The organism is Persicimonas caeni, from assembly GCF_006517175.1.
In the GTDB taxonomy this organism is placed as follows: domain Bacteria; phylum Myxococcota_A; class Bradymonadia; order Bradymonadales; family Bradymonadaceae; genus Persicimonas; species Persicimonas caeni.
Genome location: NZ_CP041186.1, coordinates 921,356 through 936,131, shown reverse-complemented (window position 1 = coordinate 936,131; position 14,776 = coordinate 921,356). Strand labels below are relative to the sequence as shown.

At 62.7% G+C, this 14,776-nt stretch carries 8 protein-coding genes and 1 pseudogene; 4 read left to right on the top strand and 5 right to left on the bottom strand.

From position 1 onward, the window contains the following. Positions 1-91: 91 nt before the first annotated feature. The 3 genes and pseudogenes from FIV42_RS03555 to FIV42_RS03545 form a co-directional block, all read right to left on the bottom strand. Positions 92-625: a cytochrome c3 family protein gene (locus FIV42_RS03555; RefSeq protein WP_222615368.1), complete on the bottom strand. Its 534-nt coding sequence runs from the start codon at positions 623-625 to the stop codon at positions 92-94. Between the two features lie 321 nt (positions 626-946). Further along, entirely contained in the window at positions 947-5,713 is a 4,767-nt protein-coding gene (locus FIV42_RS03550) for a chemotaxis protein CheB (protein WP_141196343.1), read from the bottom strand. A gap of 152 nt (positions 5,714-5,865) precedes the next feature. After that, positions 5,866-7,092 (bottom strand): annotated as a pseudogene (locus tag FIV42_RS03545) (MFS transporter); the annotation flags it as partial. Positions 7,093-7,342: 250 nt separating this feature from the next. Between FIV42_RS03545 and FIV42_RS03540 the strand changes: the two are divergent. The 4 genes from FIV42_RS03540 to FIV42_RS03525 all read left to right on the top strand — a co-directional run bounded on the left by FIV42_RS03540 (position 7,343) and on the right by FIV42_RS03525 (position 11,788). Further along, positions 7,343-8,638 carry a hemolysin family protein gene (locus FIV42_RS03540; protein WP_168210374.1) on the top strand — a complete coding sequence of 432 codons (1,296 nt, stop codon included), beginning with the start codon at positions 7,343-7,345 and terminating at the stop codon, positions 8,636-8,638. 86 nt (positions 8,639-8,724) lie between these two features. Next, on the top strand, positions 8,725-9,576 hold the full coding sequence (locus tag FIV42_RS03535) for a LolA family protein (RefSeq protein WP_141196340.1): 852 nt from the start codon (positions 8,725-8,727) through the stop codon (positions 9,574-9,576). Between the two features lie 84 nt (positions 9,577-9,660). Next, positions 9,661-10,494 (top strand): hypothetical protein, encoded by an 834-nt coding sequence (locus FIV42_RS03530; protein WP_141196339.1) that lies wholly within the window; start codon positions 9,661-9,663, stop codon positions 10,492-10,494. A 190-nt stretch (positions 10,495-10,684) separates the two neighbouring features. After that, positions 10,685-11,788: a hypothetical protein gene (locus FIV42_RS03525; RefSeq protein ID WP_141196338.1), complete on the top strand. Its 1,104-nt coding sequence runs from the start codon at positions 10,685-10,687 to the stop codon at positions 11,786-11,788. Here the strand turns inward: FIV42_RS03525 and FIV42_RS03520 are convergent. Then, positions 11,705-13,153 carry a TrkH family potassium uptake protein gene (locus FIV42_RS03520; protein WP_141196337.1) on the bottom strand — a complete coding sequence of 483 codons (1,449 nt, stop codon included), beginning with the start codon at positions 13,151-13,153 and terminating at the stop codon, positions 11,705-11,707. The two genes, FIV42_RS03525 and FIV42_RS03520, sit on opposite strands and share 84 nt — an antisense overlap. A gap of 6 nt (positions 13,154-13,159) precedes the next feature. Then, on the bottom strand, positions 13,160-14,518 hold the full coding sequence (gene trkA / locus FIV42_RS03515) for a Trk system potassium transporter TrkA (RefSeq protein WP_141196336.1): 1,359 nt from the start codon (positions 14,516-14,518) through the stop codon (positions 13,160-13,162). Positions 14,519-14,776: the final 258 nt, after the last annotated feature.

The following is a 14,776-nucleotide window of genomic DNA, read 5'->3' as shown; positions in this document are numbered from 1 at the left end:
TTGTTGCGTCGAGGGGCACTGCAAATCGGCCCGCTCGACTGTGTGATGAGTTGCCGGATCAGATTCCAGCGGAATCGATTCCTCTCGGACCTCAATAATGGCAGGTGAAGCACTCGATGGGCGCGTTGTTCTCAGGCTGCCGGTGGCAGTTGACGCACCAGCCCATGTTGAGCTCGTTTTGCGTGGCCACCACGTCCATCGTGTTCACCTGACCGTGGCACTCGGTGCAGTCTTTGCCAGCCATGATGTGGGGCTGGTGACTGAAGCGCACATGGTCGGGAAGGTCGTGAACTTTGACCCAGTCGATCGGGTCGCCGGTCTTCCAAGCGTTGCGGATCTTCTGGATCTCGCGCTTGCCCTCGGGGGTACGCCCGGAGACCTGGCTGTGACAATTCATGCAGGTGTTCACGCCGGGAATCGAGGCCTTGTGGCTCTCGCCGACGCTCACGTGACAATATTGGCACGGAATCTGGTTGACGCCTGCGTGCAGTTGGTGACTGAACGCAATTGGCTGCTCGGGTGCGTATCCCTCACGAGGGTTAACACACGCGGCAAAGCCAATAAGCAGCGCGAGAACGAGGATTCCGAGTGCGGAGAGGAAGCGGGTCTTCATGGGAACATGCATGCTGACTCCAGGTGACGACATCAGGCTGGCGCGGGACGCATCGCCAATTGCGCGCGGGCCCGTCGAAAACCGGCCCTTCTATCCCATCACTGGAACGGCTTGTCAATAAATACTTACAGCGCTCGTAGCGCCTATTGCGGGCCCCTATCCAGCGGCTCCAAGATGGTTACCGGGGGGACTCCAGCAAGCGAAAAAAATGCACACTGACCGAAAATATTGCGTGGTCAACGGGGCGAAATGAATCACGATTCATTCGCTCCGTGTGCGCCGATAAGTGGGTACCAAATCCGGATGGCTTTGACTAGAGGGAATGTCGGGAGTTTATTCCCTTTTTCTGGGCTTCGCTTCGTCGGAGGTGGCCCGGGGGAGTCGAACGACGAAACGGGCGCCGTGGCCGTGGCCGTCGCTGTAGGCCTCGACGGTGCCGCCGTGCAATTCGACGAGCCGCTCGACCAAGGCGAGGCCCAGGCCGAGGCCGCCGGCGGTGCGGTCGAGACTTTGCTGGGCTTGGCGAAACGGCTCGAAGACGTGGGGGAGGAGCTCGGCGGCGATGCCCACACCGGTGTCGGCGACCTCGAGGACGGCCTGGTCATTCTCGGCGCGAAGGCCAACCGAGATCTGACCGGGGGCCTCGGTATACTTGACCGCGTTGGAGACGAGGTTGTCGACCACTTGGGTCAGCCGCACGGGATCGGCGTCGATCCAGATCGGCTCGTCGGGCAGGGCGGTGTGCAGAGTCAAATCGCGCTCTTCGATGGCGTGCTGACGGTCGTCGAGCACGCGTCGACACAACTGATCGAGCGCGACGCGGTCGCGTTCCAGCGCGATTTTACCGCGCACGATCCGCGACACGTCGAGGAGTCCGTCGAGCAACTTGGCCATGTGGGCGGTCTGACGGTCCAAGATTCCCTGAATGCGCGTGATCTTGGGATTGTCGCCGTCGAGTAAGTGCAGGGTCTCGGCGGCGGTGCGTACGGCGGCCAAGGGATTGCGCAGCTCGTGCCCCAGCATGGCCAAGTAATTGTCCTTCTGCTGGCTCGCCTCGCGCAATTGCGCTTCGGCACGCTTGAGGCGGGTAATGTCCATGAGCGAGACCAAGACGCGGTCGAGTTCGCGTTCGGAGGGCGGAAAGCGCACGGTGAACGTCACATCGAGGGGACGTCCGTCGAGGCGCTGCACCCGCGTGTCGGCGGCGAGGAAGGTGTCGCCGCGAGCCAAGGCGAGGAACTGCGCGATAAACGCACGCCGCGTTTCGGGCAGGGCAATCTGAGAGAGTGACTCGAGCATCTGCGCCTTGTCACACGCGCCGAACAGGCGGACGGTCTCGGGGTTGACGTCGACGATGTCGACTTTGGCGATCAACTCGTCGACGACTTCGGGGTGCTCCTTGAAATGAGCCTCCAGGTCGTCGATTCCACTAGCTCGCATCTGGTCGATCGCTTCTTTGACCTGGGTGAAGTCTTCTTCCCACAAGGCCACGCCGACCTGCTCGAAGATCTGGGCGTAGCGGTGTTCCTCACGTCTCCACGCCGCCTCGACGCGCTGGCGGCGCACAAACTCTCCGATGGCGCGTCCGGTCGACTCGAGGCCCTGCAGAAACGCGGCGTCGGGTACCAAGGGCTCGGTCGAGAAAAACGCCATGACCCCGCAGACAGTGTCAGCGACGATGACCGGGACGGCCAAACCGCTCTGCAATCCGAGTTGCTCGGCCGCATCGAGGCGCACGAATTGGGAGGGCGCGTCCAAGCGCGTGAGCCACTCCGGTTTGCTGCTCTCGAAGACCCGCCCGATGAGGCCTTCACCCGGGCGGAACTCGCCACGGCAGAAGTTGTAGAGGCAATCCTCGTCGAGCGGTGAGCCCTGGACTGACTCGAGTCGGCAGGTCAGCACGTCCTCTTCGCTCTCTTTCCACCACAATTCGCCGACGGGAACGTCGAGCAGTTCGTCGAACTTGGCGTGGACTTGATAAAAGAGGTCGTCGATTGCACCGCTCGAGGCGATCGTCTTGGCGATGTCGGTCTCGAGTTTGAGCTGCGTTTTGGAATAGTGGCGGGCGATGGCGGCGGCGATCACCGCCGCGATCGCCTGCAAGAAGACGGTGTCCTCGGTGGTGAACTTGCGTCGATCACGCGTATGTGCCCCGATAATCCCGTAGATCCCGTCGCCATCGCGGATGGTGCACGAGATGCCACTGGTCACATCATGGTCATGGAGCAGTGGGGGGCCCGAGAAGCGCTTCTCACGAGACAGATCGTCGACGATAACGGGCTGTGAGGAGCGCAGAGTGAAGCCGGCTTGCGACTCACGTCCGGTGTCGACGGTGGCTCGGCCCACCAGCCCCTCTCTCCAGCCCACGCCTGCGCGGAGCAACAGTTCATCTTGATCGGGACGAAGCTCGAGGATTTTGCACATGTCGGTGTCGAGCGTCTGCTGCACTTCGCGCACGATCTGGTCGAGCAAGATCTCGAGGTCGGGTTCCTCGAGCGCGTGCAGCCCGAGCTTGGCGATAACCGTCTGTTGGTGCTCGCGCGCGCTCAACCGCTCGGTGGTCTGCTTGAGCTGGGTAATCTCGATGAAGGTAACGACCACTCCCTCGATGCGCCGATTGTCCGTCAGATAAGGCAGCACGCGTCTAACGACCCAACGCCCGTCGCTGAGCTTGATCTCGCGCTCGCGAGGCTCGAGACGATCGAGGAGCACTTGGGCGTCAGCGACTAGACCTTCTTGGAGCAACTCGCGGGCGATGTCTCCCACATAGCTTCCTTGGACAGTCTCGGAGAGGCGAAGAAGTTGGCAGGCCGAAGGCGTCACGCGCTTGATATGCAGCTGCTCGTCGAGAAATAGCGTGGCGATTTGCGTGCTGGCGATGAAGTTCGACAGGTCATTGTTGATCTGCTCGACGTGCTCGACCTTGTGGTGCAGCTCGGCATTGACAGTGCCCAACTCTTCGTTGAGGGAGCGCAGCTCTTCGGACGATGCCTCCAATTCCTCGTTGGCCGACTGCAACTCTTCATTCATCGCCGTCGACTCTTCGTGCATGGCGCGAAGCTCTTCATTGGCGGTCTCGAGATCTGCGACGGTATTTCGCAGATCTTGTCGCGTGGTCTGAAGCTCGCGCTCGAGTTGGTCGACGAGCGGCCGGTCTTGCGGGGGCAGCCGCTCGACGGGCGCCTGATCTGCTTGGGCGAGGATTTCAAAGGTGGCGATCAGCTGGCCCTCACCCAGTTGCGTGGCGGGGCTTACAGTGATCTCGACGCGATCGGTCGAATCGGCGTCGGGACGCGCGGTCACCTTGGTGGTCTGGGCTTCGCGACGGCAGCGCGAGACCGCAGAACGCACCCGCGCCGTCAGCTCCGGGCGAAGCACCGACATGAGTTCCATGCGCGGCGCCCCCTGCGGAAACTGCAGATACGGGTCGAGCGGGCCGTGAGAGTAGAGGATCTCGCCGTGGGCGCCGACCACGAGGCTAGGCGGGACGCGTGCGTCGAGCAGGGCTCGTTGCACGTCGGTCATCTCGGTGTGGCCCGGTCGCCGGGGATAGGGGGCGCGATGCGACGGGGACGTAGATGACGGGATTCGGAAAGGTTCTCGCGCACTCAGGGTGAGGCCCGAGGTGCGGTGATTGTTCGGTACTTTGGTGTACAGCTTCCAGCGCTCCGAGAGCGGCTTGAAGAGTTGCTTGCCTCGGGCGATCGCCCCTGAAGCGCCCAAACAGAGGACGCCTTCGTCGCGCAGGGCGAAGTGGAGCAGCTCGAAGACACGCTGCTGGGCGGCGGGGCGAAGGTAGATGAGCACGTTGCGGCAGCTCACCAGGTCCATGCGCGCGAAGGGCGGATCCTCGGTCAGATCGTGGACCGCGAACGAGAGGTGATCTCGCAACTGAGGGCGCACCCGATAAGCCCCGTGCTCGGCGATGAAGAAGCGCTGAAGCCGCGCCTCGTCGACTTGTTCGGCAATGCTGGGGGGAAAGACGCCCCGCCGGGCGATCTCGATGGCCTCCGGGTCGATATCGGTAGCAAAGATCTGCAGGTCGAGCTTCTTCTGCGGGACTTTGTCCAGCGCTTCTATAAAGAGCATCGCCAGCGAGTAGGCCTCTTCGCCGCTGGCGCACCCGGCGACCCAGACGCGCAGCGTCGTTGCGGGGGCGGCCTGCTCGACGAGCGGGTCGATCACCTCGTTTCGGAGGGCCTCGAACGTTTCCGGATCGCGGAAGAACTCGGTCACGCCGATAAACAGATCGTCGATAATCGCCTGTTGCTCGCGAGGATCATCGCTCACCGTGTTCATGTACCGGTCGAAGTCCTCGAAGCCGGCGAGCGCCATTCGTCGAACGACGCGGCGTCGCACGGTGCTGCGCTTGCAATTGTCGAGGGTAAACTGAGTCGTCTGGGCCAACAACGAAGACAACTGCGCGAGAGCCTCGTCGTCAGGCTCGGTGCGCGGCTCGACTTCTCGGGCGTCTGAGACCGTCGGCTCGAGCAAATCGGTCGGCAGCTCGGCAAAGCGCTCGAGGACGGCGGGCATCTGCGAGATCGTCAAGATCTGATTGGTGGCGCCCAACTCGATGGCGCTGGCGGGCATGGCTCGGTATTCGGCGGTGTCCGGGTCTTGAGCGATGCTCAAGCCGCCCGCTTGTTTGATCCGGCGAAGGCCGATGGTGCCGTCGCTGCCGGTACCTGTCAGCACGATTCCGGCGACACGTGGGCCGAGGTGGCGTGCCAGGGACGAGAAGAGGTGGTCGATAGGCCGCGGGGGGCGCCGGTCGCGGTCAATAGGAGTCAGGCGCAACCGCAGGTCTTCATCGACGCCGAGCTCGACGCCGGGAGGGCACACATAAACGGTATGCTCTTCGATGGAGGCGCCGTCTTCAGCGCGCACGACACGCAGGTCGGTCGACCGCGCCAGAATTTCGGGAAGTTGGCTGTGCTGTGACGGGTCGAGGTGCTGGACGACAAAAAGCGCGACAGGTGCCTCCGATGACATGCCTTCGAGCAGCTCGCGCAGAGCCGTCAATCCTCCCGCCGAGGCGCCAATGCCCACAACCGTGTATGCCGGCGAGGGCGCCGTGGTGTCAGTCTCCGTGCCCAAGAATACTCTCCCAATGATCGAGTCGACTTGGCCGCGACGATAGTGGTGGTCGCCGTCGTTGGCAAATATCTCGATAGCGACTGCGCGTCGACGTCACTTACTGCACGGAAGAAAACCCTTGGGGTGAGGGCGCAATTTCTCAGAAAGGACGTTCAGGTCGACTCGGCGGCGGCGCCCATTTCCGAGGACGTCGCGCCCAACCACCAGATGCCGGCGAGGAAGAGGAGGAACCCGGCGATCCAAAACGGCGCCTCGATGGCGACGTATTGGAAGATCAGGCCACCTAGCCCGGGGCCGATAATGCGCGCCAGACTGCCAAAGGACTGCAAGACACCCATCAGCTTGCCGGTTTCGTCGGAACGCTCGCTCAACTCGGAGGTGAGTGAGAGCAGCGCGGGGTGAACAAGCGCCCGGCCGACGGTGGCGATGCCCAAAAAGCCAACCAAAAAGGCAGCGACCTTGACGGTCGGGGCGATGGCGAGGCCGACGGCGAGCAGAAAGATCCCGATCCCCGCCATGTTGCGGTCGCCAATCTTCGCCGAGATGCGTCCGATCCCGCCTTGGACGAGGGCCATCAGCAGACCCAGCCCGGCAAAGGCGAAGCCGACCTCTTTGACTTCCCAGCCGAAGACGGCGTCGGCGAACACAAAAAAGGTGCCTTCCAAGATGGTGATCGCCAGGGTGTAGAAAAAGAAGATCGTGCACATGATCGCCACCGGGCGTCGTTGCAGCGTGTCGGCGATGGCGCGCAAGCCGACCTGGACGCGATTCTGGCGCCGAGCGTCTGCGCTCTTGGCCGGCTCGACCAACAGGACGATGCCCAGCAGGGTCGTCAGCAGGTAGATGCCGGAGGCCACGGCAAAGGGCAGGCCGCTTCCGAGCAGACCTGGGCCGGCTTGTTCGAGCGTGCTGATGCCCGCGCCCAGGCCGGCGCCGACGGTAAATCCGACGCCGAAGCTGATCCCGATGACCGCCATGCCCTTGCTGCGTGTTTCGGCGTCGGTCGCATCGGCGATGAGCGCCGATGCGGTCGCGACGTTGCCGGCGCACATGCCCACCAAGAGGCGCAGCACGTACAACAGCCAGAGGGTGGGCGTCAGCGCCGTCAGAAACTCGAAGATGCCGGCGGTCACAAAAGTCGCGATCAGCGTGCGTTTGCGCCCGAAGCGATCGGAGATGGCGCCCCACACGGGCGCCATGACGAATTGGCCGAAGGCCTGAATCGCGTACAAAAAGCCGATGTCGACGGCATCACCGCCCAGATCCTTCGCCAGCGCCGGCAGCACCGGGATGGCGATGGCAAACCCGATCAAGTTGAGTAGCAGGACCGGGAAGAGTCTGAGTACTGGGCGTTTTTTCGACATGAGTGATAATCGTCGGAAGACCGAAGAACTGGGTTCCTATAATGCACCTGCGACAGCGTGCCAAGGCGCCGCAGTATTCCCGGGCGACTTTTCTTGACATTAGCGGGCTGACTCACCGATATTTTGTCGCCCTGCTGATTAGCTTGATGATGTGGAATAACACGGCGGGGTGATCCTATAATTAGAGTTGGTGGATACCCGCGTCGGGTTCCCCCGGGGCGCAGCCCAGCTGACCCCGCCATTGTACTCGAGTGGTCGAACCATTTTGGAATCCGTTTTACCGGAGGTCGTCGGGCTGTTGCTGTGCTTACTTGGCTCAGCGTGGTTCTCGGCGACCGAAACAGCCCTCACCTCGTTAAGTGAATCCCAAGCGCGCAAGCTCGCCGAAGAGAAGAGCTCGCTCGCGCTTCGCATCTGGCGTCGACGGCCGTTTCGTGTGCTCACCGCACTGTTGATCGCCAACACCCTGGTCAACTTGACCGCCGCCGCGCTGGCGACGCACGCCGCGCTGGATCTGCTCGAAGGGGCGGATATCCGGTGGATCATTGCTGCGGCCGTCGGGGTGAGCATGCTGTTGGTGCTCACCATCGGCGAAGTCTCGCCCAAAACGCTGGGCAAGCGCAGCGCCCACAAGATCGCGCGTCCGCTGATGACCGCTTTCTTGCTGCCGTATCTGCTGCTCTATCCGATCACCTTCGTCTTCACCAAGATGGCCCGCGGCGTGGTCTCGGTCTTTGGGTCGAGCTCCGCGCAGGCCGAGCCGTTCGTGACCGCCGAAGACATCGAGTACATGATCGATCTGGGCGCGCGCGAGGGAAGTTTCTCGGAAGATCGCGAGCGCCTTCTGCGCTCTGTGTTCGAGTTTTCGGACACGCTGGTACGCGAGCTGATGGTGCCGCGTACCGACATCGTGTCGATCTCGATGGACATGAACCTCCAAGAGATCATCGAGACCCTGGTCGCTTGCGGCCACAGCCGTCTGCCGGTCTACGAGGGCAACGTCGACGAGATCGTCGGGCTCTTTTACGCCAAGGACGTCTTGGCGGTCATGGCCAGCGGGCGCACCGAGAAGTTTCACGTGCGCGATTACCTGCGCCGGCCGTATTTCGTGCCCGAGACCAAGCGCGTGGCCGAGCTTCTGAGCGAGTTTCAGTCCGAGCGCATGCATATGGCGATCGTGGTCGACGAGTTCGGCGGTACGTCCGGTCTGATCACCCTCGAGGACATCATCGAGGAGATCTTCGGCGATATCCAAGACGAGTACGACGTCGAGCCGTCCCAGATGGTGCCCCTTGGGGCCCATTCGGTGCGCGCCGACGCCCGCGTGCCCATCGACGAGATCGAGGAGTATTTCACCCTCGAGCTCCCCGAGCACCCCGACTACGAGTCGTTGGGCGGCTTCTTGATGTCTCAGGCCGGCGGCGTGCCCGAGCCGGGCCACGAAGTGCTGTGGGAAGGGCTGCGCTTTCGCGTGCTCGACGCCGATCCCAAGCGCGTGATCACCGTGCTCATCGAGCAACTCTCCGACGCCGACCTCGAGCGCGAGGAACTCGTCGGTTGACCCTCTTTTGCATAAATTGAGATCCCGCGCGTCAGAATGACTGGATACGCACTCGTATCGTGTTCTTCGAAACCTGTGGACGATAGATGAAGCAATCAACGAAAAAGTCCGGACGCATCGCCCGAATTTTCGGCAGCAAGAGTCTCTCCAAGTTTGCCATGGGAGCGTGTGTCGTCACCCTGGGCGTGGCGGTCAGCCTCAGCCCCAGCGCCGAGCACGTCGTGACGGTCAGCTCGCCGGTGCAGGCCAAGGAAACCAAGGGCGAGGGACCCGCCGACATGTCGGCCGAGGACGTCGCCAAGCGCGTGCAGAAGTTCTACAAGAAGACCAAGGACTACCACGCCCACTTCCAGCAGACCTACACCGACGTCGCCGCCGGCTCCAAAAAGAAGAGCCAGGGGCGCGTCTACTTCAAGAAGCCCGGCAAAATGCGCTGGGACTACTACAAGGACGACGGCAAAGGCCGCAAAAAGGTCCTCGTGAGCGATGGCGAGAGCTTCTGGATCTACGAGTACGAGTTCAAGCAGGTCTTCAAGAAGTGCCTGGCGAGCAGCCAATTGCCCACCAGCCTCAAGTTCCTGATGGGCCAGGGCAACCTGCTCAAAGAGTTCAACGTCTCGTTCGCCGACAGTTCGACGGCCAAAGCGCCGGTGCTCGAGTTGGTGCCCAAGGAGCCGACCTCGAAGTACACCAAGCTCGTCTTCGAGCTCGATCCCAAGACGTTCCAGGTCGAGCAGACCACGATCTACGACCCGTACGGCAACACCAACCAGATCGAGTTCAACAAGGCGAAGATCAACAAGAACCTGCCCGACAGCGGGTTCAACTTCAAAGTCCCCAAGGGCGCGCGCGTGCTCAACCCGCAGAAAAAGTGCGCGTCGACCTCGTCCAATTCGTCCAAGAGCTCGACCGAAAGCGCCGATACCTCCGAAGATTAATCGTGGAGCGGGGCTCGCCCCCAGCGGAGCCAGCGCCCGTGCAGCCCCGAGGCTCGCCTCGGGGTCTCGGGGACCGAGGACGAAGTGAAACCTCCCAAGATCCTATGCCACCCCGACTCCGAGAAGAGCTGCGGAGCGTGCTGTGGCATGTACAACCGCCGCGACAACTCCCACGCGGCCACGCTCGAGCGACTCTCACGCCGCACCCGCGCCTTCTTCGACGAGGCGCGGGTCGACGACGAGCAGTCGCTTCGTGCGTTTCGGGCCAAATGGGAGGAGACGCGCGCCGAAGAAAAACTCCTATCGGGGCTCCCCAACTGTCCCTTTTTGGGGCTGCTGGGCCTGCAGGAGCGCCCCGACGACCCGCCCGAGTCCTTCAAGGTCGGCTGCCTCGTCCATCCGCTGCAGAACGACGGCCTCGACGGGCGCGACTGCGGCGTCTACGACCGGGAGACCTGCGACGACTATCTGTGCGCCACCCATAATTTGTTGGGCGCGCGCGAGAAGCTTCTGGTGCTGCAAGCCGTCTCCGATAGCTACCTGTACGGGCTCGTCATCACCGACGTGCGTTTCGTGTGGGAGCTCTTCGCGCTCGCCGCAGACGAAAACGGGATGGACCCGCCGGCCAGATGCCTGCAGCGCCCCGAGGCCATCGAAGCCGCGGCCGACTATTTCGAGCTCAAGCGCGACTGGCCTTACGCCGACGACGACGGGATCTTCGGGCAGGTCCAGCCCGGCGAGGGGCTCGAGACGAGCCGTCGCAAAGGTCCGTCGGCCGAGCTGGGCGTCGAGCCCGATCGCTACGAGGCCGTGCTCACCTGCCTGGGCACGAGTGTCGATTCACAGGAAGCCTTGCTCGAAGCACGTTCCCTTGTTCGCGCGCGGGTCGAGGCATTCGCCCGAGCCGTCGATCTGTAGTGGATGAATGGAATTCGTAGACGGATTCGCCGCTTTTGATGGCACGTACATCCTAGTGATGCTGTGCCTCCTCGGGGCCGCATTGTGGCTGGGGTGGGAGCTTTGGCAGTAACGGTCAGATTGACGCACGCGATACGGAGTATTACACAACGGGTCGCAAATCTGACTTACGTAGACCGGCGGTAACACCTTGACTGAGCAGTCCAATCTTTCCACTGACGGTGGCGAGTCCAAAGGCAAGCACCAGCGCTTGCTTCCCCTCTTTGTGATCGCTCTCGCCCTGATGGGCGTCGGTTTTTACCTGGCGCTCGAGCCTCAAGACGATGTCGACGTGGCCGGCGGCGAGCGACCCGTCCTGTCCGATATGCGTCCCTTGGAGATTGCCGACGAGGCTGTCGACGCCGAAGTGGCGCCGGTCGAACTCGTGCTCGCTCCGTTCGAGTCGCGTCCCGTCGAGCTGACCCTTCGCCAGAAGAGTCGGCGCGAGGGCGCCGGCGACGATACGGGCGTGATGCAGACGGTGATCGAGCTGGGGCTTCATGAAGAGGTCGACGCGGCCGAAGAAGGGCGCTTCGACCAAAAAGGCGTCCTCGCCATCGATCGCAGCTACGACCGCGCGCAGGCTGAAGTGACCGCCGGCGACGGCCAGACGATCGGCACCGGGATCACCTCGCAGGTCGAAGAGCTGCTTCGTGGCTCGGTCACGCGCATGTTTGTGACCAAACACGGCGAGCCGGTCGACTTCGAATGGCGAGAGGTCCCCAACCCGCAGGCGCGTCGCATGCTCTACCTGGTGCGCGACGCCCAGACGTTTTTGACCCCGCGCTTTTTCAACGGGGACGTCAACCCCGGCGATACATGGTCGTACAAGCGGCCGATGATGGTCGAGGAGCCCAAAGCCGGTGTCAGCGCCGAAGGGGAGGTCACCATCGACAATCGCTTCGTGGGTGTCATCGAAGATGGCGAGCGCCGCATCGGCGTAGTTCGTCAGACGCTGCGCGCCTCGGCCGAGGGCAAGCTCGACGCCGATGAGGCCAAAGCTGACTTTTCGCTCGAAGGAGAGGGCGCCGGTGTGGTGCTGGTGGCCATCGGCGAAGGCAAGACGCTGGCTGCCGACATCGACCTGGAGCGCAAGCTCACCGTCGACGCCGGCGACGAGCCGGTCGTCTACACCAGCGAGATCTTTTTGGGCCTGCGCCCCGAAGGGGGGCTAACGCTTCCAGAACTCAGGAAGCAACAGGACGAGGAGAGTCATGAACTCGAGGCGTCCAAAGATCATGCAGAGGCTGAGTAGGATTTTGCCGTCGGTGCGAATGAACGCGAAGTTCTCCACCGAACCCACCCTGGCGAGTCCGGGGCCGATATTGAACAGCGTGGCGGCGACCGACGTGGTCGCCGTGACGATGTCGAGGCCCATCGCAGCCATGTAGAGGCTGGACAGGCCGAACACGAGCATCCCCACCGCAAAAAAGCCCAAGATCGCCATCACCGTGCGCTGCGGAATGACCGAGCGTCCCACCCGCACGGCCATGACCGATTGCGGCCGGAAGGTCTTGTAGACCTCGCCGTAGATCGCTTTGACCACGACCATAAAGCGAATGATCTTCATGCCGCCGGCGGTGCTGCCGGCCATGCCGCCCACGAACATCAACAGGACGAGCAGGAGGCGTGACAGGGGCGGGTAGACGTCGAAATTGTCGGTGCCAAAGCCGGTGGTGGTCACCACTCCGACGACCTGGAAGATGGCGTAGCGGAAGCTGTCGGCGATCGTGTCGTGGACGGCGTCGTAGATGTTGATCGTCACCATCAGCGTGGCCACGCCCACGAGCCCCAGGTAGGTCCAGAATTCGCGGTCGCGCAGCAAAGACTTGGCCTTGCCGCGAAACAACTCGTAATACAGCCCGAAGTTGATGCCCGCGAAGATCATGAACAGGGTGATGGTGTAGTCGACGAAGGCCGAGTCGAACTCGCCGACGCTGCCGTTTTTGGTCGAGAAGCCGCCGGTGGCCATGGTGGCGAACGAGTGGGTGAAGGCGTCGTGCCAGGTCATGCCCCAGCCCTTCAAGATGAGCGCCTCGGTGACGGTAAAGCCCACATAGATCCACCACAGCATCGAGGCGGTCGATTTGATCTTGGGCTTGAGCCCCTCGGTGATGGGGCCGGGGACCTCGGACTTGAAGAGAAATTTGCCGCCGACGCCCAGCTGCGGAAAGATCGCCACGAACAGAACGATGATGCCCATGCCGCCCAGCCAGTGGGTCAGCGTGCGCCACCAATGTAGCCCGTAGGACTGCCCGGCGATGTCGGTGAGCACCGTCGAGCCGGTGGTGGTAAACCCGGAGATGGCCTCGAAGTAGGCGTCAGCCGGGTTGGTGAACGCCCCGTCGAACATGTAGGGGAGCCCGCCGAAGACGCCCAAGAGCAGCCAACTGAGCCCGACGACGACGATCGCCTCGGCCCGAAAGATGGTGCCCTTGTCGTGGTGGCCGTACCACCAGGCGCCACCGCCGATGGCGGCGGTGATCCCGGCGCTGTAGACGAACGCCCAGATGGTCGACGGCTCGTTGTAGTACCATGACCACGGCACGCTCGTGAGCATGCAGCCGGCCAGGACGACCAGCAGGATGCCGATGAGGCGCGATATGCGTTGATAATTCATAACGACCTACAGAATGCCGAAGCGGGGCTTCTGGAATGCCTTTTCGACGGCGCGTCGGTTCTTCGGGATGGTGAAGACCACGACGCGGTCGCCCGGCTCGATGACGTATTCACCGCTGGGGACGAGCGCGCCGCGCTGGCTGACCACCGCGCAGATATTGGCGCCCTTGGGAAAGTCGACGTCTTTGAGCGGCTTGCCCACGATACGCGCGTCGGTGGGGGCGATAAACTCCAAGAACTCGCCTTGGCCCTCGAGGATGGGCGTGATGCCGACGACTTCGCCGGCGCGCACGTACTTGAGGACCTGCTTGGCGACTTCGAGGCGCGGGCTCAAGAACGAGTCGATGCCCAGCCGCTCGATGATCGGGCCGTAGTCGGGCTTGTGGACCATGGCGACGACGCGGTCGGCGCCCAGGTCTTTGGCCAGGAGGCTGGCCATCAAGTTGACCTCGTCCTCGCCGCTGACGGCCACGAACGCGTCGATGTGGTCCATGCGCTCCTCTTCGAGCAGGTGCACGTCGGTGCCGTCGCCGTGCAGGATGACCACGTCCTGCAGCTGGTGGCTCAGCTCGACGCAGCGGTCGCGGTCCTTGTCGATGAGCAGCACTTCGATGCCGTCTTCGGCGAGCGCAGCAGCCAGGTTCTTGCCCACGAGGCTGCCGCCGACGATGACCACGCGTTTGGTGAACTTGCGCCGCTCGCGCTTGAAGAGCTTTTCGACCTGCGGAATCTGGTCGATGCGGCCCACGGCCAGGATTTCGTCGCCGGGCAAGATGGCGTCGTCGCCACCGGGCACGAGCAGCTCGTGGTTGCGAATGAGCGCGGCAATAAGTGTATTCGACGGCAACTTGACGTCGCGCAGCGGGCGGTTGATCGCCAGGGTGACGTCTTCGACGGGCAACTGGATCATCTCGATGCGGTTGTCGGCGAAGTCCTCGACGGCGACCGCGTTGATGCTGCGCACGATCTTGTGCATCTCGAGGGCGATGAGCGCCTGGGGGTTGATCACCAGGTCGATGCCCATCATGCCGGCGACGATGCCCCGGTGGGACTCGAAGTAGGCGGGGTCGCTCACGCGCGCGATCGTCTTGGTCGCCCCGAGCTTCTTGGCTCGAATCGCCGCGAGCATATTCGCCTCGCTGTTGTCGCTGACGGCCACGAACAGATCGGCGGTGCCGGCGTTCGCCTCGCGCAGGGTGTCGAGGTTGGCGCCGTGGCCCTTGAGGACCATCGCGTCGATCGTCTCCTCGGCCGCCGACAACGCCTGCTCGTTGAGATCGACGATGACCACGTTGTGATTCTCGCCGACCAGGACGCCCGAGATGTGGCGCCCGACCTCTCCCATGCCTACGATGACGATATTCATAAAGCCGTCCTGACCGCTGCACTGCTGAGTGTCGTACCAAACGCTGGTGTATCACAATCAGCACCGCTGGCAACTTCGCCAATGCCTGCGACTGTATTCTTCGTGGCTCTTTTCTCAACAATGCTCGGCGGGTTGAAACAACAGCAATCGCGTTGATTTTAACATCGATGTGTGAAATCTTTGGTACTCCAGAATGACGTCAGACGAGTCCTATTACGGGGGACGCGGGCCGACGTCATCGCGGTATTAGAGCGCTGG